The organism is Micromonospora humi (genome assembly GCF_900090105.1).
GTDB classification, from domain to species: domain Bacteria; phylum Actinomycetota; class Actinomycetes; order Mycobacteriales; family Micromonosporaceae; genus Micromonospora; species Micromonospora humi.
On sequence record NZ_FMDM01000004.1, the window covers coordinates 11,843 to 30,453 of the forward strand.

The window sequence follows — 18,611 nt, forward strand, 5'->3', positions numbered from 1 at the left end:
GGCCGCGACGTCGGTGGTGGGTCGCCCGGTCAGTGATGGAGTGGCGCCTCCTCGGACCGCGTGGCGCCAGTGTGGGTCGGCGGGGTGGCGGCGGCTCGCCGACGCCGTCGACGGCGGTAAATCCAGAGCGGCACCAGGGCCACCGCGCCGATCGCCAGGATCAACGCGGCCCAGGCGGGCAGGCCCCAGTCGTCACCGTCGGCGCTGCTGTCCAGCTGCGCGTCCGGGTGCGGGGCGACACCGAGCAGGTCGGCCAGCACCTCCAGGTACCTGCTGCCCCACTCTTCGCTCGGTTCCACGTAGGTGTTCTCGGTGAACTCGTTCCAGCTGATGATGCCGAGGGCATCGGGCTGGGAGAGCCGGGCGGCCGCGAACGACGCCCGCAGCGTCTCCCCGTCCCGGCGGGGCACCTCCCTCCTCCCGCCGATCTGGCGGGCGTCGAAGCCGGGCGAGACCGGGGCGATCCACAGTCCGCCGCGTAGATGGACCGCCCGGGACATCGCGGTGAGCTTGTCCCGGCTGCGGTCGACGAGCGGGTCGGCCGACGACCAGTAGTAGGCCTGGCCGTCGAGGGCCGACTGGCCGTTCACCACCGAGACGCTCTTGGCGGTGCCGAGGACCTGCAGCTTCTGCTGCGCCTGGCGGACGGTGTCCGCCACCTCGGTGGCGGAGTAGCGGTCGCTGCCGTTCCAGATCACCACCGGCTGGTCGAAGATGTCGAAGACCGGGTCGGCGGCGTAGCGGTCGGCGAACAGGGCCAGGTCGGTCCGGACCGTGGCCAGCGGCAGCGGCTTCCGACTGAAGTCGATGCCCTGGTAGACGATGCCGAGCCGGAAGCTCTCGGCGCGGGCCACCTCGACCAGCGCGGCGAGCCGTTCGTCGAGTTGCTCGGTGTGCTTCCAGGAGACCAGGAAGCCGGTGATCCCGGCGGCCTTGGCCATCCGCACGTGCCGCCGCATGATCTCCTGGTCGTCGCTCGAATAGCGGCCGAGCACCGGGTAGTCGCTCTTCGCCCGGTTCCACGAGGTGGGGTTGAACCAGATGTAGTAGTAGGCGAGCACCGGCACCGACGGCGACGCCGAGGTGGTCGGGGCGGCGGGTGCGGCCCGCGCCGGAACCGCCGGCAGGCCCACGGCGGTCAGCAGCGCCAGCAGCACCAGCCCGGCGGCGGCGCCGGGCCGCCAGCGACGCCGGCCGGCCCGGCGGGCACCGAGCCGGAGCGCCCGGAAGGGGCGGCGCAGGTGCGGACGGCCCAGCAGGACCAGCCCGACGGCCACCCCCAACACACCTACCACGACCAGGGTCAGGTCCAGGACGCTGATCACGGTGAGCATCACCTCCTGGTCCCGGCTGATGGTCACCGGTCGGCCGAAGGAGAGCCCGCCGCCGTGCACGGTCAGCGTGTAGGTGCCCCGGGGCAGGTCGGGGACCAGGACGCTGCCGTCCGGGCCGAACGGCAGCCGCTGCACCCGCCCGTCGGCGCGGGTGAGGTGGATGCCGCTGCCCGCCCGGCGGGGGAAGAACATGTCCGAGGCGGTGAACGACACCTTGAAGAAGAGCAGTTGCACCACCCAGCTCTGACGGTCCCAGGGCACGAACTTCTGGCCGGCCCGGTTGACCACCGAGGTCCCGTCCACCATCACGGCGTCCACCACGTAGTAGAGGCGCTTCGAGGTGAGACCGCGCGGACCCTGCTGGGTGCGGCTCTCGGCGAGCCAGAGCGGCTTCGCCAACTGGTCGCCGGCCAGCTCGATGATCTCCCCGGTGTTGCTGCGCAGCCGCATCGACGTCACCCGCTCGACCGGCACCGGCGACTCGAAGCGGTCGATGTAGCGCCAACCGACCCGGCGGATGGTGCGCAGGCCCACCTCGACGATCCGGTCGCGCACGCCGTGGTCGACGCTGCCCCGGAAGCGGTCGAGCACCACCTTGCGGTCCGCGCTCACCATCGCCGCGCCGACCTTCAGCCGCTCGTCGAGGCCGATGAAGTTGCGGACCCTGATGGACACCCGTCCCTTCGCGTCCGAGCGGCCGGTGTTGCCGTCCACCGCCACCGGAACGCCGCGGATCGGCGGCACCATCTGCAGGTGCAGCGTGCCGGGCAGCGCGGAGCGGGGCGCGGCCGTGCCGGCGGCCGGGGTGAGCAGCACGCCCACGAGCACCAGGAGCAGCGGCAGCAGCAGCCGGCGGGCCGCGGTCACCTGACCCGCCGCCGTCCACGAACGGCCGCCGCGCCGACCAACGCGGCGACGAGGACCAGCACGGTGGCGTACGAGCCGTAGACCGGGCGCGGGTCGGTCCGCTTCAGCGAGACGGGGGTACGTTCGGCGCTGAGCAGGACGCCGGGGCGGGGCGGGGCGGCGAAGTCGAACGCGTCCAGGAACGTGTTCGCCTTGGCGTCCCGGCTGGCCAGCGGTTTGAGCCGCCAGTTGACCTCGATGAACTTGAGCACCGAGGTGAAGTCGAGCGTGGTGGAGTCGACCCGGCCCCGGCGGGCGTACGGGCTGACCAGCAGCGCCGGCACCCGGAAGCCGTAGCCGAACTGGTCGACCTTCGGCGGCGTGACGTGGTCGTACCAGCCGCCCCAGTCGTCGTACGACCAGATGAAGGCCGACGTGGACCACTCGGGGGACCGCATGAGCTGGGTCAGCAGCGCCCGGACCAGGTTCTGCCCGGCGCCGATGTTGCCCGGCGGGTGCTCGCTGTTGCCGGCCGGCGCGATGAACGAGACCGCCGGCAGGTCACCCTTGGCCGCGTCGGCGTAGTACTCGTCCAGGTCGACGATCTTGGAGAACAGGCGCGGGTTGTCGACGTAGCGGGCGTACCCCAGCAGCGGCACCCAGATGACCTGCGCGCCCCGGTCGATGTCCTCCTCCTCGACCCGGGACCGGAACGTGATGGTCGGGTCGTAGTTCTGCACGTAGAACTTCCAACTGATCCCGGCCGCCTCCAGCCGGTCGAAGATGGTCGGGATGTCCCCCCAACCGGTCGCCGGGATGGTCTCCGACTTGCCGGCCGCACCCGGACCGCCGGTGACCCGGTACATGTGGTTGCGGATGCTGCCCGAGTGCGACGAGCTGAAGAAGCGGTCGAAGAGCACGTACTCGTCGGCCAGGTTCCAGTAGTACGGCAGGTCCCGGTCGTCGTAGTAGGCCATCGCCATCCGGCCGTCCTTGCCCGCCTTGCTCACCCCCTCGACGAAGCCGTTCATCCGGCCGCCGTTGTACTGCTGGGCGAACGCGTCGGCGGAGTGGTCGAGGTCGATCGCGCCGAGCTTGCCGATGTGGAACGGCTTGACGCAGGGCTCCGGCAGGTCCGACCGGATCGGCATGCAGACGCCCTTCGGGATCCCGTCCACGCCGGGCCGGGTGCCGAAGTAGTTGTCGAAGGTGTGGTTCTCCTGCATCAGGAAGACCAGGTTCTCGATCGGCGTGGTGGGCCCGGCCGGCGCCTTCGGACCGGGCGCGGCCGAGGCGACGGCCGGCTCCGCCGTCACCGCCACCAGGGCCAGCAGTACGACGGCGGCCGACAGCCACCCCAGTCTCCTCCGGCGGGTCATGGACGCACCTCATAGATGATGATCACGGGAACGGGGACGGCACGGCCCGAGGCGTCGGCGCCGCCGACGTACTCCGTGTGCACGACGCGGCCGTGGTAGCGCCGGACGAGGGTGTTCAACCGGTCGGCGAAGAACGTGGAGCGCCGCGCGGAGAACGAGTCCCAGACGATGTAGTGCAGGTTGTTGTTGCGCAGCCATCCGTCCGGGTTGTTCAGCGCCACGTAGGAGGGGTTGCGGTGCAACGGGTTCGGGCTGACCGACAGGCCGTAGCTCTGCCGCTGCCCGTAGTAGCGGATGATGTTCGACATCGACGGGCCGAGGGTGAGGATCACCGAACCGTCGGGGGTGTGGTCGGTCAGCCAGCGGCCGGCCTCCCGGCCGCCGGGCACCCCGCCGGACCCGGCCAGGAAGTGCGCTCCGCCCTGCTGACTGACCGCCCGCCAGCAGGGCACCAGCAGGCTCAGCGCGACAGTGGCGACGGCCGCCAACCGGACCACCCGGGTGAGGCGGGCCCGGGGCGCCGACCGGAGGCGGCGCAGCGTGGCGAGCCGGGCCGGCACCGGCAGGACGGCCAGCGCCCGGGCGGCGAGCACCGCCAGCGGCACCACCACCGGCAGCAGGTACTGGAAACCCTTGACCGGCCAGAGCTGGAAGAAGACCACCGGGACGGCGATCCACGACAGCAGCAGCGTTTCGCGCCAACTCCGCCGCCGGCGGGCCCACCACAGGCCGCCGAACGCGGTGAGCAGCACCAGCAGGCCGACCGCCGAGGGCACGTTCTCCAGGTAGAACGACATCGGGTGGTTGGGCCGCCGGAAGAGCTGCCAGACGAGGTAGTTGCGGCCGGTCTCGGTGCGGCCGGCCAGCGCCTGGGAGACCGGATGGGTGGCGAACACCAGCGCCAGCACCGGCAGGGCGAGCAGCGTGGCCCGCACCGGGCGGCGCACGTCCGGGGTGAGCGCCAGGAACGCGTAGATGCTGCCGGCCAGCACGACGCTGGTCTCCTTGGCCAGCATGGTGACCCCGAGCATCGCGGCGGTGGCCACGTACCAGACCGTGTCCCGCTGCTGGACGAACCGGACCATGCAGTAGAGCGTCAGCGTCGCCAGCAGCACCATCGGCCCGTCGAGCAGCACCTGGCGGGTCACCACCACGTGGTAGGGCATCACGGCCAGCAGCAGCGCCGCGATGACCCCGACCCGCCGGCTGTAGAGCCGCGCGCCGAGCGGATACACCGCGAGCACCGTCAACACCCCGAGGACCACGACGACCAGCCGCCCGGCCACGTCCACCTCGCCGACCCGGAAGAACGGCGAGAGCAGCGTCTGGACGAGCATCGGATGGGCGCGGAAGACCGGGAAGTACTCGGTGTACCGGGGGTTGCCGGCGAGCGAGGCGGCCTGCCCGGCGTACACCGCCTCGTCGCTGTTGAAGCCGAACGCGTCGATCTGCCAGGTGCGGACGAACAGCGCCAGCACGGTCACGCCGGTGAGCGCGCCGGCCACCCGCCACCGCGACCGCCGCCAGGCCGGCGGCCAGGACGGCGCGGACACCGTCCATCGCCGACGCCCGTCCCGTGAGTCACCGCCCCGGCGCTGCTCGGGCAGCGTGTCGGTGACCGGATGGAGCACGCTCACGCCGGCCCTCCCGCCGTCGTCAGGTCGCCGCTCCAGCGCGGCCAGGGCTGGGCCGGCACCACCGGGGTACGCCGGTCGGCACGCTCCTCGCGCAGCAGCCGGGGGATGTCGTCGGCCCAGCCGAACGTGTCCGAGGCGACGACCCGGCTGCGGACGTGCGACAGGAAGCCGGCGAGGATCTCCCGCTCCCGCGCCCGGAGCTGGGCGTACCCGTGACCGTCGATCGTGATGGAGGGCGCGAGGTAGCGGAACGGCGGGAAGCCGTACGCGTCGTCGGTGTTCTCGATCATCCGCTCGAGCGTGTCCGTCGCGTCCAGTTCGTGGATGTCGGGTTTGCCGCGCTCGATGACGAAGAGTTCCTCCACCCGGGTGGTGGTGCCGATCCGGCAGGGCACCAGGCGGTCGACGCTGTACTTGGGCGGCGGGATCAGCAGCTGGGTGAGGGCGTTGATCCCCATGATCGGCAGGTTGAACCGGCTGAGCGTCAACGCCAGGGACCGGCCGCCCTTGGAGTGCAGGCGGCTCTGCAGTTGCAGTCGCCGCCACTCGGCGGGGGTCAGGTCCTGCGCCTGCACCGCGCGCAGCGTGTGCGCGCTGATGGTGAGCGGCTTGGGGAAGCAGGTCGCCACCCCGTCCGGCCGGACGATCGTCATGTCGTCGGAGAGGAACAGCCCGCCGTGGTCGCGGAGCAACCGCAGCACGGTGGCGGTCTTGCCGGTGTCGGTCAGCGCCGAGAGCATCACCCCGACGCCGTCGAGCGTGACGCACGCGGAGTGCAGCAGCATGTGCCCCCGGGCCACCATGACGAACCGGAGCAACGCCTCGACGATGTTCGTGTAGACCACGTGCGGCGAGCGGGCCAGCAGCGGGCCGACCTGGATCTCGATCGGCGGCCCGAGCTGGATGCGGAAGTTGGCGCCCAACCGGCCGAGCTGCTCCTCGTAGCGCAGCACCGACTGGTCGGCGTACTGGGTCATGGCGGCCCGGCGCTGCGGTCCGCGACCGCCGACGTCGCTGACCCGCACCGCGATGTCCACGTCGGAGTCGGCCACCCACTGCGCCCGGAAGAACTCCAGCTCCGGCAGCATGATCTGGGAGCCGATGGTCACCACGCCGGCGACGTCGTAGCGGTACTTCAGATACTGGTAGCGCCGGCGCGACGGCGTGCTGGGCGCCTCGGCGGCGCCGGCGACCAGCAGCCGCACCGGGTCGCGCCGGGCCTTGTCCACGGCGGTGTAGATGACCCGGTCGTTGACCAGGAACCGGACCAGGAAGAGCGCCACCAGGGTGGCCGCGTTGGCGACCAGCACCCCGACCCCGGCCCAGACCAACGCCTGGAGGACGGGTAGCCGTAGCAGCAACAGCACGTTGTTGAGCAGGAAGAACCGGGCCGCGCGGGCGGCGAACGAGCCGTGCCGGTTCCGCCGGTAGATCAGGCTGTCGACAAGCAGGAAGTTCCACGAGGTGGACACCTGGGTGGCCAGCGCCGCGCCGACGAGGTGGTGCATCCGGGCGGGTTCGTAGCAGAACCAGAGCGCGGCGGTGTTCACCACCATGCCGGAGAGGCCGATCATGCCGAACGCGACCATCCGGCCCAGTTCCCGCAGGCGCTCCGCCCGGGTACGCGGGCTCCGCCGGATCTGCCCGACCAGCCGGCGACCCCGCAACCGGGCCAGGTGCCGCAGGAAGGTCATCCCCTCCCGCAGCGAGGCCTTCGACCGGCCGCCGTGCCGGGGCGCCATGTCGTACGCCACCTCGGCGACCCGGGCGCCGGGGTGGCGCACCAGCAACTCCAGCAGCACCTTGAAGCCCAGCGGGTTCATCCGGTCCAGGCGCACCGCCGACCGACGGAAGGCGAACAGGCCGCTCATCGGGTCGCTCACGGTCGCCAGCCGGCGCGGGAACATGCCCTTCACCAGCCGGGTCGCCCAGGACGAGGTGGCCACCCGGAGGATCCCGTCGAGGCCGCCCGAGGAGCCGTTGCCGGCGTACCGGGTGCCGATGACCACGTCGACGTCGTGCCGCATGGCGATCCGGGCGAGCGTCGCCGCCGCCTCCGGCGGGTGCTGGAGGTCGGCGTCCATCACCAGCACCCACTCGCCCCGGGCGTGCGCCGCACCGAGCAGGACCGCCCCGCCCAGGCCGCCCGGGCGGGCGTGCGGCGGCCGGTGCAGCAGCCGTACGGTGATCGCCGCCTCCGCGGCCACCTGGGTGAGCACGCCCGGCGTGCCGTCGTCGCTGTCGTCCACGACCAGGAGTTCGGCGTCGAGCGGCGCCAGCAACGGGCCGAGCCGGGCCAGCAGGAGCGGGATGTTCGCCGCCTCGTTGCGGGTCGGCACGATGACGGTCAGTCGGGGCGGGCGGCCCTCGTCGGCCGTGCGCAGCTCCTTCAGGCGCGCGTCCGGCTCGGCACGCCGGTCCCGGACTCCTGGTCCGACTCTGTCCATGTCAACCCCCACGGTCGGCATTCGAAAACGTCCGCCGAAAATGAACCCCTGGCCCGGAGCGCGGGCAGGAGTGGTCAGCCCCGACATGGGGTGGCGGCTCGGATGCGCAAAGCGTACGCAGGGTTAACAGTGGGCTTCCAGAGCCTGAAAAGTCAGGACGCCGACATATCCAATAAGCGAAGTGGATCTCCATGATTCACAGATAGATGACCTGCCGCACCAGGTCAGACCCGTAATGGCGAAGATCGTTCAAGTTCCCGCGCGGAATGGACAAATCAAGTGCGCCACCGTCGTGACATATTTCGTCACGACCGTGGCGCACTTGTGAAACGTGATTCCTCGTCACCCGGCGGCAATGCGTTTATTGCACAGTCGACAACACATTATCCGCGCCGGTCAGCCGGACGAACCCGGCAGCGGAGCGGCGTGCAACGCGGTGATGAAATCGGACCTGCCCGCGTCACTCCAGTCGCAGAGCGTCCCGGCCGGGGCCCCGCCCCGGCACCCCACGGAACTCTCCACCGAGGTGCCCTCGCCCCACTCGTTGTAGGTGGTGACCAACTGCCAGAACGCGCCGGAGGCGGCCATCCGGGTCACCCCGGACCGCCAGCGGTCCAGGTTGCGGGCGAGGAACGGCGACCGCCCGTACGTCACCCCCGCCTTCCAGAAGCCCGGCGAGACGGTGTACGCGCCACCGGGCACCCCGCTGAAGTCGGACTCGGCCCGGGCCGGGGCGTACTGGTGCCAACCGTCCACCGTGACGCTGCCGGCGCAGCCCCGGTAGCCGGTGAACACCTTCAGGTTCAGGTAGATGGACTCGCCCCAGAGCTGCTGGAGCAGCGTGCGGGCGCGGATCCAGCGGCTCACGGTCTCGCATCCGTCGGCCATGGTCAGGTCGTGGGCGTTGTAGACGAAGACGACCATGCCCCGCCCGGGCAGCACCGCCAGCGACGAGCGGTCCCCGCCGTAGGTGACGCGCAGGTAGTGCAGGTCGGCGGCGATCTGGTCGGGGGTCGGCCGGCCCCGTCCCTCCGGCTCGTAGTAGGGCGCCCAGGCGAACCCGGTGTCCCGGGCACCCCGCACGAGCGCCGGCCAGTGCCGGTCGGTGGTGGTGCCCTGACCGAACCAGGAGGCGATGCCGACGGTGATGCCGCCGTACCGCATGTCCGCCACCTGGTCCCGCACCACCGTCTCGTCCACCGTGTAGGTGCCCCGGCTCGGCAGGTAGTTCGTGTAGGGGTTCAACCCGCGCTGGTTCCACGCCTCCGGGAACCACGGGTAGTAGAACGCGGCCCGGACGGCACTCGGCGTCCGCACCGACAACCGCCCCGACGCCTGGTGCCGCAGCGTCGCGCCGACGCCCTCGATCACGAGCGTGAACGTGCCGGCGCGGGCGGAGACGGAGGTCTGCACGGTCACCGTGGCCGAGGCGCCGCTGGTCACCGTGGCCGGTGTGACGGTGCCGAAGACCCCGGCGGGCAGGCCGGTCACCCGCAGCGCCACCGGTTGCGGGGCGCCGCTGGTGGTCGCCGTGCGGACCGTCAACCGGGCCGGATACCCGGCCACCGCGGTGACCGCGGCGGGTGTGACGGTGAGGGAGAAGTCGTTGACGGCGGCGGCGCGCGGGGCCGCCGACGCCGCCGAGGCGGTCGACAGGACGGCCACCAGCACGGTGGCCGCCACGGCAAGACGTTTGAACATGGACACTCCTCTGCATCGCCCTGCGGATTCGACATCAGGGCAACGCGGGAGCGGCGTGTCAGGTGACTCGGCGGGCGGTGCCCGGGCTCGACCACCCGACCCGGGTCCTCACCAGATCCGGCGACGCCCGGCGCGGTGGTTGCGGACCCCGCACGGCCGTCCGGGTGGCGGGCCTGAGGTCCGCCGCAGGCGCAGCCCGACCACGGTCGCGAGCAGGGCGGTGACCACCACCGCCACCGCGCCGACGACCATCGGTCGGGTGACCGGGCCGGTCTCGGTCACCGCCGCGACCGGCACCCCCGCCGCGGGTGCCGACTCCGAGAGGGTACGCGGGCCCGCCGCGCTCGCCGCCGGTGTCGCCTTCCGGGTGGTCCGTGCCCCGGAGCCGCCCGACGCCGCCCGGAAGACGACGTCCGAGCAGGAGTAGTAGGTGTCCTGGGTGTTCGAGTTCTGCCAGATGACGTAGATGATGTGCCGGCCCGTGCGCCCGGCCGGCAGCCGCCCCGGCATCTCGTACGCGCCGTCGCGGATCGGCGGGTCGGTCACCGCCAGGAACGGCTTGGTCTCCACGTCCGCCCAGGTCAGCCGCCGTTCCGGGGCGTACGAGTCGGTGGTGACGTAGAACCGGAACGTGCCCTTGTGCGGGATCGTGGTGCGGTAGCGGAACGTGTGCCGGGCGCCGGCGGTGAGCGTGGTGGCCGGCCAGTCGGCCCGGGGCAGGTCCAGCCCCCGGTAGGCGGAGAGCCCGCCGCTGCACAGCTCGCCGTCCGGGATGCGTTCCCGGTCCCGCCCGTCGATCCGCGCCACCCGGATGTTGTCCCACTCGCGGACCGCCGCGCCGGCGGCGATCGCGGCCCGGCAGGCGGAACTCTCGGCCCGGCCGCCCTCCGGCCCGCACGCCGCGCCCCGGCTCATCGGGCTGGTCGGTGCCCCGTGGGCACTCGCCGGCACGGCGGGGAACAGCAGCGTCGCGGCGACGGCGGCGAACGCGACGAGCGCGCGACGTGTGTCCATCTGATCGACCTCCCGCGCACTGGTACGTGCGGGAGGCGGCAAAGGTTCGATCCTCGTCGGTGCCACGACCGGTCAGGCTCGACTGGCCGAACGGACAACCGGGGCGGCGGAGCGGGCGGAGTCGGCCCTACAGTGACGGCACCCTGTGATCAAGGAGTGCGTCTTGCCCGAGCCGGCACAGCCTTCCGAGCCGCCCCGCGCCGCACCGGCGGCGGGGCCACCGACGGGCGATATCCCACCCGGCGCGCAGCCGTACCTGCTGGTGCTGCCGACCACGGAGGGCGCGCCGCCCGCGATGCCGTGGCCCGGCGCGGAGGGGCAGCCCGCCTGGGCCATCCCGGTCACCGTGCCGCCCGGCACCCAGGGCTACGCGTTGTTCGTGCCGCTGGTCCCGCCGACTCCCCCGGCCGGCGTCCCCGCCCAGGCGGCGGCGCCGGCCGCCGAGACCCGGCCCGGGGAAACCACGCCCGCCACCGAGATTCGGCCCGGGGCGGCGCCGGCCGGCGAGACCCGGCCGGGGGCGACCTCGCCCGCCGTCGGGAACCCGGCCACCGGCGGTCCGGCCGGGCCCACGGCGTCCGCCGCGGCCGACCCGGCCGCCGACGGTGAGCTGGCCCCACGCCCGCCCGGCGCTGGTGCGCAAGCCACACCGGCCACGCCCGGCGCCCCGCCGGCGCGGGGTCCGGCGTCCGGCGCGACGCCGCCGGCATACCAGGACATGCGGCCCTGGGCCACCTACCCGCCGCCGCCGGGCTGGACCCCCCGGCCGTCGGTGCCCCGCACCTCCTTCCTCGGCGCCCGGTGGCCCGGGCCGAAGCCCGCCACCGGCCGGGCGGCCCCGCTCGCGGTGCTGGCCGGCGCGCTCGGCGGCGCGGTCTTCGTGCCGCTGGGCCGGGTGGGCATCGGCTGGTTCCCCGGCTGGCTCACGCTGACGCTCGGGGTGCTGCTGGCGGTCCGGACCCGGACCGCCGAGCTGCCCCGCGGCGACCGGCTGATCCGGGCCGGCTGGGCGGCGGCGGCCCTGGCCCTGCTCGCCGTGCCGGCGTTCCGCAACGCCTGGTGGCTGGTGACGTTCTGCGTGCTGGGCGCGCTGGGCTGTGCCACCCTGGCGATCATCGGGGGCCGACTGGTCCGCTCGATCCTGTTCGGCCTGGTCGCCACGCCGTTCGCGGCACTGCGCGGCCTGCCCTGGGTCCGCCGGCACGTCGCCGCCGCACCGGAGGCCACGACGGTCCGCCGGATCACCGTCTCGGTGGTCGCCACGCTCGCGGTGCTCGTCGTCTTCGGCAGCCTGCTCGCCTCGGCCGACGCGGCGTTCTCCGAGGCGCTGGGCGCGCTCGTGCCCGACATCGACCTCGGCGTGGTGTTCCGCGGCCTGTTCCTGGCCGCGGTGGGCGGGCTGATCGCGGTCGCCGCGGTCTACACGCTCGCCGCCCCGCCCGACCTGTCCACGGTGGACCGGGCGAGCGGGCGCCGGCTCAGCCTGCTGGAGTGGGCGCCGGCCATCGGGGCGCTGACCGTGCTCTTCGCCGGCTTCGTGGTGGTGCAGTTCACCACGCTCTTCGGCGGGCAGCGGCACGTGCAGCGGGTCGCCGGGCTCAGCTACGCCGAGTACGCCCGCAGCGGCTTCTGGCAGCTGCTCTTCGTCACGCTGCTGACCGTGGCGGTGCTCGGCGGCGTGACCCGCTGGGCCGGCCGGGAACGGCCCGTCGAGCGCACGCTGCTGCGCGTGCTGCTCGGGCTGCTCAGCGCGCTGAGCGTGGTGATCGTGGTGTCCGCGCTGTCGCGGATGTGGACCTACCAGAAGGTCTACAGCTTCACCGGCGAGCGGATCTTCGTGATGGCGTTCGAGATGCTGCTGGGCGCGGTCTTCCTGATGATCCTGGCCGCGGGCGTGAAGTGGCAGGGCAGGTGGATCCCGGGCACCACCGTGGCGCTGACCGTGGCGATGCTGCTCGGCCTCGCGGTGCTGAACCCGGAGGACTACGCGGCCCGGCGCAACACCCTCCGGTACGAGCAGACCGGCAAGATCGACGCCTGGTACCTGCGCGCGCTCTCCGCCGACGCCACCCCGGCGCTCACCAAGCTCCCCGACCCGGTGCGCCGCTGCACGTTGAGCTGGATCGCCGACGAGCTCGCCGAGCCCGACCCCTGGTACGCCTGGAACCTGGGCCGGCACCGCGCCCGGCAGGCCCTGGACCGGGTGGGTCCGGGCGCGGTCGGCGGCCCGAAGGACTGCCGTCGCGCGGACCAGTTCGACCTGCCGAAGACCCGGCGCCCCCGCTGACGCCCACCGCCCCGGGTCGCGCACGTCGTGGCCCGGGGCGCGCCGGGTGGGCCCTCCTCAGCCGCCGACGCGCAGCGCCAGGATCGCGATGTCGTCGGCGACCGGGCCGAGCTGGTAGCCGGCCACCCCGTCGCGCACCAGCTCGACCAGCCGCCGCGGATCGCCGTCGGACGCGCCGCGCAGCAGCTCCACGAGTCGTTCCTCGCCGAAGAGGCCGCCCGGCCCGCGCGCCTCGATCACCCCGTCGGTGTAGAGCAGCACGGTGTCACCGGCCGCCAGGGCCACCGACCGGCGCCCGAGCCGCACCTCGGGGAAGGCCCCCAGCAGCACGCCGGGCAGGTTGATCACCTCGACCCGCCCGTCGGCCCGCCGGACCAGCGCCGGCGGGTGACCGCCCGAGGCCAACTCCAGGTCGGCGCCGCCGTCACGCAACCGGAGCCGCCCGCACACCACGCTGAGGAACCGGTCGACGTCGGGGTCGTCCCGCAGCCGGGTGTGCAGCTGGCGCAGGGCCGTCGCGGGTTCGGCCAGCGCCGCGGTGATCCGCAGCGTGTGCCGGGCCAGGCCGGTGACCGAGGCGGCGTCCACGCCCCGGCCGGCGACGTCGCCGACGACCAGAACCCACTCCCGGCCGGCGGCGCCGTCGACCGGGAACACGTCGTAGAAGTCGCCGCCGACGCCGACCGAGTCCCCGGCCAGGTAGACGGCGGCCAGGTCGGCGCCGGGCATCCGCGGCAGCCGCGAGGGCAGCAGACTGCGTTGCAGGCGTACGGCGGTGGCGTGCTCCCGCTCGTAGAGCTGCGCCCGGGCGAGCGCCTGACCGGCCAGCCCGGCCAGGGTGACCAGGAAGGTGCGGTGCGCCGGCTCGAACTCCTGCGCGTCGGCGTACCCGAAGATGAGCACCCCGGCGGCGGTCCCCCGGCCGTGCAGCGGCACCATCGCCCACGACCGGTGCGGGCTGCGCCGCACCGCCTCGGCCACCTCGGGATAGTCGTCGACCAGGGGTCGGATGTCCGGGAAGAAGCGGGGTTCCCCGTCCCGGAAGGTCGCCGCGATCGGATGGACGGCGTCCCGCCCGACGGCCTTCCAGCGTGCCGGCGGCTCCTGGCCGGTGGGCGCGAACCGGATCTGCCGACCGCTCTCGTCCATCAGCGCGACGGCGGCGAGGGCCGCCTCGGCGGCCGGGCCGGCACCCTCCCGGACCGCGTCGACCACCTCGGCCACGGAGGCCGCCTGGGAGAGCGCGGCGGTGAACTCCTGCACCCGGCGAGCCCGCAGCTCCTCCCGCCGACGGCGGGTCACGTCGGTGACCAGGACGGCCACCGCGCCGGCCCGGCCACCGCCGCCGGGCACGGCGAGGAAACTGCTGAGGTACGTCCGCCCGGCCCGCACGAACTCCACGTCGCGGACCTCGCCGCCGTCGGCGAGCTCCCGCATCAGCGGTTCGAGGACCGGCCCGAGTTCGGGGAAGAGGTCCGGCACCCGGCGGCCGAGGTGGTCCGCCACCGGGTGGCCGTTCCACTCCGCCAGGACGGCGTTGATCCGGAGGTAACGCAGGTCGGTGTCGAGCAGCGCGACGCCGACCGGCGCGTTCTCGACGAGCGTGTCGAGCGCGGTGAGCATGGTGGCCCGATCGGCGGTGACCTGCTCGACGCCGAGCGTCGCCTCCCCGGCCACCTCGTCGAAGACGGCCGCGACGCCGACCGGCCCGACCGGCGTCGCCCCGTGCACCGGGTAGTAGCTGCCCCGCCACCGCCGACGGCCGGGTCGGCCCGGCGTGGCGCCGACGACGTCCAGGTTGACGATCGGTCGCCCGGTGTCGAGCACCTGCCGGAGCTGGTCGGCGAACGACTCGGGCAGGTCCGGCAGCACCTCGCGCAGATGCCGCCCCACGTGGTCGGCGGCGGGCCGCCCGTTGATCTCGGCCGCCCGCTGGTTGGCCGTGACGAAGCGCAGGTCCCGGTCCAGCACGCTGACCCCGACCGGCAGGTGGAGCAGGACGGTCTCCAGCAGGGCCTGGTCGATGGCGGCGGCCGTCGGCGTCCGCCCCAGGCCGGCAAGCGGCGAGGGACCGGGCGGCCCGGGCTCGTCGGCGACCGGCCGGCGCACGCCGTGCCGCAGCCCGGCCGCGCGTACCCGCCGGGCGACGGTCGCGGCGAGTGTCGTCGCCGCCGACGCGGTGCCGAGCGGCACCACCCCACGGAAGCCGAGGCTGATCGCGCCGATGATCGTCCCGTCGGCGCCGGGATGCCACAGCGGCGCGGCCACCAGACCCTCGACGTCGGCGGTCGGCAGGCTGGCGGTCGCCGGGAAGCGGATCAACCGCTCCCGGAACGAGTCCGCCTCGATCACCTCGCCGGTGCGGGCGGCCCGGGAGATCCCGACCGGGGCGGCGAGCGGAAAGCGGGCCCACGTCTCGGCCAGCTCGGGCACCATGCCGACCTGGTCGACCAGGTCGAGCTGCGTGCCACCCGGGTCGAGCAGCACGAGGACCGCCACCTCCGCCCGGGTGCGCCGCAGGACGTCGGACGGGAGCAACTCACCGTCACCGACCGCGAGCCCGGCCCGATCCCTCACGCTGCACTCCCCCACCCGACCGAGGGCCGAACGGACGGGCCCGGGCAGACGCTACCGCCGCCGGCACGTCCGGGCGACCCATCGAACACCGGGCCGCTCCGGGGCTGTCGGTCAGCTCACATCCGCCACCGTCAGCCGGCCCTCGCGGGCCCGTCCACGTGCTGGCGCGGGCTCAGTCCGTACCGTCGTTTGAAGGCGGCGCTCAGCGCGAACGAACTGCCGTAGCCGACCCGGCGGGCCACCGCGCCGACCGTGGCGCCGGGCTCGCGCAGCAGGTCCGCCGCGAGCGCCAGCCGCCACCCGGTGAGATACGACATGGGCGGCTCGCCGACCAGCCCGGTGAAGCGCCGGGCCAGCGCCGCCCGGGAGAGCCCGGCCTCGGCCGCCAGTGACGCCACCGTCCACGGCCGGGCGGGATCGTGGTGCAGCATCCGCAGCGCCCGGCCGACCACCGGGTCGGCGTGTGCCCGGTACCAGGCTGGCGCCGCCGCCCCCGGCCGGGCGAACCACTCCCGCAGCGCGGCGATGAGCAGCAGGTCCAGCAACCGGTCCAGCACGGCCTCCTGACCGAGGTCGTCCTTGACGATCTCGGCGGCGAGCAACGGGACCAGCGGGGAGTCCCAGGACGCGTGCGGCACGACCGCGAGCGGCGGCAACGCGTCCAGCAGCCGCCGCCCGACCGCGCCCCGGATCGGGTACGTGCCGGTGAGCAGCACGGTCCGGCCGTCCGGGGCGTTGCCCCAGGTGCGTACGCCCCACCGCGTCATCTCGAACAGCTCGCGCCCGTCCGGCGTGGTGCAGCGTTGCCCCGGATGGATCACCACCTGCGGCGGCGTGGCCGGGTCGTCCGCGACGGTGTACGGGTCGGGGCCGCGCACGATCGCCACGTCGCCGGCGACGAGCGACACCGCGGTGCCGTGCCCGGGCACGAGCCAGGCGTCCCCGCGCACCACCGCGACCACTGTGAGCGGCGCCTCGTCCCGGATCAGCATCGACCACGGCGGGGTCAGCATCGAGCGGAGCAGGAAGGCGCCCCGGGCCCGGGGCCCGTCGAGCAGGCCGGCGACGGCGTCCACGGAGACGATTACACACAGGATCGCGCGTCCTGACCATGGGCCGTCTCGCCGAACGACGGTTCGATGGGCACATGCGACTCGTGCAGCACCTGTCGTTGCTCGCGGCCACGGTCGGAGCCGGCCTGATGGCCGGGCTCTTCGCCGCCTTCGCCTACGCCGTCATGCCGGCGTTGCGGGGCGCCGACGACCGCACGTTCGTGGACGCGATGCAGCGGATCAACGTGACCATCGTCAACGGCCTGTTCCTGCTGATCTTCCTGGGTACGCCGGTGCTCGCCGCGCTGTCGGCGGCCCTCGCCTGGCGCGGGGCGGGCCGGCCGGCGCTGCCCTGGATCGTCGTCGGGCTCGCCCTCTACCTGGTGATGTTCGCCGTCACCGCCGCGGTGAACGTCCCGCTGAACGACGCGCTCGCCGCGGCCGGCGCGGCCGACCTCCACGCCGCTCGGCAACGGTTCGAGGCGACCTGGGTGACCTGGAACGTGGTCCGGGCGGTGGCGAGCACGGCGGGCTTCGGCGCGCTGTGCGCGGCGCTGGTGCTCACCGGCCGCTCGGCCGGATGACGCACCGCCGATCCACCGCCGTCCGGGTCTAACAACGGGGCCCGGACGGCGGTGGCTGACGGGGCCGGCCGGCTACCACCCGCTCCAGGGTTGGGCCGAGCACTTCCAGGTCTTCCCGTTGTTGTGCGAGATGCAGACCACGAGAACCTTCCCGATGAAGGGAAGGCCGAAGGTGAAGATGTGGGCCTTCATCATCGCGGACGGGGCACCGGACTTCTCGGCCACGTCGACCAACGCCCAGTCGGGATCCGGTGCTTCCACGGTCGCCACCCGCCGCAGCGACTCCACGTCCCCGCCGTCGAGGAGCGTCCTGATCTCGTCGGCTGAGGGCTCCCGGTCGCCGATCAGGGTGTCCACGGTGTCCGGTCCGGTGACGGCGACGCCGTTGGCCTTCTCGAAGGCGGCCTTCGTCCCGCCCACGGTGGTGTCACCGCTGAGGTCGAGGGTGAGGATCTGGTCGGCTCCCCGGCGCGACAGGAGGCATTCCCAGATGGACTTGCCGTTGGCGACGCACATGGTCAGGCACCAGTCCCGGCCACCGGGCACCGACGAGGCGAAGATCAACGACGTGGTCGGCGTCTCCCCGCCGCCGATGCCGTCGTACCTGCCGTCGGCGAGGTCGGCCATGGTCGTGCCGAGGATGTCCCGGCCGCCCGGCATCGCGCCCACGACCTCGACACCGTCGACCTTCTCACCGGCGACGAGCGCCTCCATCTGGTCGGCGGTGAGGGTCCGGCCGCCGGCGTCGACGGCCAGCACCGTGTCCAGGTCGCCGACGGGCCGGCCGGTCAGGTCCTGGAACTGTCGAAGCATCGTCCCCGGAGCACCGGGATGGTCGGTGATCGTCGTCCGGGCCTCGTCCCCGGCGGCGTGCGACGGGGTGTACGCGGCCGTCAGCCCGACGATCAGGGCCGCGGCGACGACGGTGGCGCGCCTGGTGATGGTCCGTAAGGCTGTCATCCTGTCCTCACTTCGTTGTCTCGACGGGTCGAACGGGCTACCAGCGACACTCGAACACGGTGCCCACGCCGCTGGTCGAGGGCCACCAGCGGCAGTGCCTGTCGATCCAATCGCCGACCTCGCCGATCGTGTCGACGATCCACGCGAACACCGCCTTGATCGCGCCCCAGAGGCTGAAGTAGACGACCGTCGTCTCGGGCGTGCCGCCGGCCTCGTCGACGACGTCCTTCACCGACATCGCGGCGTCCGGCTTCTCCACGGTGCCCAGCACCCGCACCCCGGTGTCGTCCTTGCCGGCCAGCAGCGCCGCGATCTGCTCCGGGGTTCGCTCCTTGCCGTCGTCGACCGCCACGATCGCGCGATCGATCGCCACTCGCCCGCTGCCGGAGACGGCCTGTTCGATGGTGGCGATCTCACCCAGCGTGAGGTCGTTGCCGAGTGCGGGGCCGGCGAACCGCCGCACCGAGACGGCACCGGACGGGCTGATCCAGATCTCGTCCGACGTGATCATGTCGTCCGCGTCGAACGGGGCCCAGGCGAACGTCCACTGCCCGCCGAGGCAGCGGAGCTGGCCGTGCTCCCGGCCCTCGGGCTCGGTCCCGGTGCGGACGACCACGCCCCGGTCGTCGGTGTACTGGACCACACAGTCGGTGTCCTTGTCCGGTGTCTCGTCGGTCCGGGCCGCGGCTGCGGAGGACATGGCCAGCAACGTCCCGCTGACCACCCCGAGCACCGCGAGGCGGCGCGCCAAGCGATTCATCGCACACTCCATTCCTGGAAGGAATCTGGTGTC

At 73.4% G+C, this 18,611-nt stretch carries 12 protein-coding genes; 2 read left to right on the forward strand and 10 right to left on the reverse strand.

Annotation, left to right across the window (positions count from 1 at the left end):
- Nucleotides 1-29 precede the first annotated feature (29 nt).
- The 6 genes from GA0070213_RS08385 to GA0070213_RS08410 all read right to left on the reverse strand — a co-directional run bounded on the left by GA0070213_RS08385 (nt 30) and on the right by GA0070213_RS08410 (nt 10,358).
- Entirely contained in the window at nt 30-2,201 is a 2,172-nt protein-coding gene (locus tag GA0070213_RS08385; RefSeq protein WP_091060214.1) for a glycoside hydrolase family 71/99 protein, read from the reverse strand.
- Nucleotides 2,198-3,559 carry an alkaline phosphatase family protein gene (locus tag GA0070213_RS08390; RefSeq protein WP_091060216.1) on the reverse strand — a complete coding sequence of 454 codons (1,362 nt, stop codon included), beginning with the start codon at nt 3,557-3,559 and terminating at the stop codon, nt 2,198-2,200. Before GA0070213_RS08390 ends, GA0070213_RS08385 begins: the two co-directional genes overlap by 4 nt.
- Nucleotides 3,556-5,196, reverse strand: a complete 1,641-nt coding sequence (locus GA0070213_RS08395) for a glycosyltransferase family 39 protein (RefSeq protein ID WP_091060220.1) — start codon at nt 5,194-5,196, stop codon at nt 3,556-3,558. Before GA0070213_RS08395 ends, GA0070213_RS08390 begins: the two co-directional genes overlap by 4 nt.
- Nucleotides 5,193-7,643, reverse strand: a complete 2,451-nt coding sequence (locus GA0070213_RS08400) for a glycosyltransferase (protein ID WP_175441270.1) — start codon at nt 7,641-7,643, stop codon at nt 5,193-5,195. The genes GA0070213_RS08395 and GA0070213_RS08400 overlap by 4 nt, the downstream gene beginning before the upstream one ends.
- Before the next feature lie 396 nt (nt 7,644-8,039).
- Nucleotides 8,040-9,344, reverse strand: coding sequence for a glycoside hydrolase family 71/99 protein (locus tag GA0070213_RS08405; protein ID WP_139128646.1), 1,305 nt, complete (start codon nt 9,342-9,344; stop codon nt 8,040-8,042).
- Between the two features lie 108 nt (nt 9,345-9,452).
- A complete protein-coding gene (locus GA0070213_RS08410) occupies nt 9,453-10,358 on the reverse strand; it encodes a lytic polysaccharide monooxygenase auxiliary activity family 9 protein (RefSeq protein ID WP_091060229.1) in 906 nt (301 codons plus the stop codon).
- 163 nt (nt 10,359-10,521) lie between these two features.
- Here GA0070213_RS08410 and GA0070213_RS08415 point away from each other — a divergent pair, with 163 nt between their 5' ends.
- Complete coding sequence (locus GA0070213_RS08415; RefSeq protein WP_091061445.1) at nt 10,522-12,645, forward strand: DUF4153 domain-containing protein; 2,124 nt, start codon at nt 10,522-10,524, stop codon at nt 12,643-12,645.
- Nucleotides 12,646-12,702: 57 nt separating this feature from the next.
- Here GA0070213_RS08415 and GA0070213_RS08420 read toward each other — a convergent pair whose 3' ends face one another.
- Together GA0070213_RS08420 and GA0070213_RS08425 are read right to left on the reverse strand one after the other, a co-directional pair.
- The gene (locus tag GA0070213_RS08420; protein ID WP_091060231.1) at nt 12,703-15,222 is read right to left on the reverse strand and encodes a SpoIIE family protein phosphatase; all 2,520 of its coding nucleotides are present in this window, start codon (nt 15,220-15,222) and stop codon (nt 12,703-12,705) included.
- 131 nt (nt 15,223-15,353) lie between these two features.
- Nucleotides 15,354-16,298, reverse strand: coding sequence for an AraC family transcriptional regulator (locus GA0070213_RS08425; RefSeq protein ID WP_091060235.1), 945 nt, complete (start codon nt 16,296-16,298; stop codon nt 15,354-15,356).
- Nucleotides 16,299-16,369: 71 nt separating this feature from the next.
- On the opposite strand from GA0070213_RS08425, the gene GA0070213_RS08430 reads away from it, so the two are divergent.
- A complete protein-coding gene (locus GA0070213_RS08430; RefSeq protein ID WP_091060238.1) occupies nt 16,370-16,858 on the forward strand; it encodes an anthrone oxygenase family protein in 489 nt (162 codons plus the stop codon).
- 72 nt (nt 16,859-16,930) lie between these two features.
- Here the strand turns inward: GA0070213_RS08430 and GA0070213_RS08435 are convergent, their stop codons facing one another.
- Both GA0070213_RS08435 and GA0070213_RS08440 read right to left on the reverse strand, forming a co-directional pair.
- Nucleotides 16,931-17,818: a hypothetical protein gene (locus GA0070213_RS08435; RefSeq protein WP_091060241.1), complete on the reverse strand. Its 888-nt coding sequence runs from the start codon at nt 17,816-17,818 to the stop codon at nt 16,931-16,933.
- A gap of 37 nt (nt 17,819-17,855) precedes the next feature.
- A complete protein-coding gene (locus tag GA0070213_RS08440; protein WP_091060246.1) occupies nt 17,856-18,578 on the reverse strand; it encodes a hypothetical protein in 723 nt (240 codons plus the stop codon).
- Nucleotides 18,579-18,611: the final 33 nt, after the last annotated feature.

Excerpts from the sequence above, each read along its gene's own strand:
- GA0070213_RS08390 (WP_091060216.1), bottom strand. The coding sequence starts at position 3,559 with ATGACCCGCCGGAGGAGACTGGGGTGGCTGTCGGCCGCCGTCGTACTG.
- GA0070213_RS08400 (WP_175441270.1), bottom strand. The coding sequence starts at position 7,643 with ATGGACAGAGTCGGACCAGGAGTCCGGGACCGGCGTGCCGAGCCGGAC.
- GA0070213_RS08405 (WP_139128646.1), bottom strand. The coding sequence starts at position 9,344 with ATGTTCAAACGTCTTGCCGTGGCGGCCACCGTGCTGGTGGCCGTCCTG.
- GA0070213_RS08410 (WP_091060229.1), bottom strand. The coding sequence starts at position 10,358 with ATGGACACACGTCGCGCGCTCGTCGCGTTCGCCGCCGTCGCCGCGACG.
- GA0070213_RS08430 (WP_091060238.1), top strand. The coding sequence starts at position 16,370 with ATGCGACTCGTGCAGCACCTGTCGTTGCTCGCGGCCACGGTCGGAGCC.
- GA0070213_RS08435 (WP_091060241.1), bottom strand. The coding sequence starts at position 17,818 with ATGACAGCCTTACGGACCATCACCAGGCGCGCCACCGTCGTCGCCGCG.
- GA0070213_RS08440 (WP_091060246.1), bottom strand. The coding sequence starts at position 18,578 with ATGAATCGCTTGGCGCGCCGCCTCGCGGTGCTCGGGGTGGTCAGCGGG.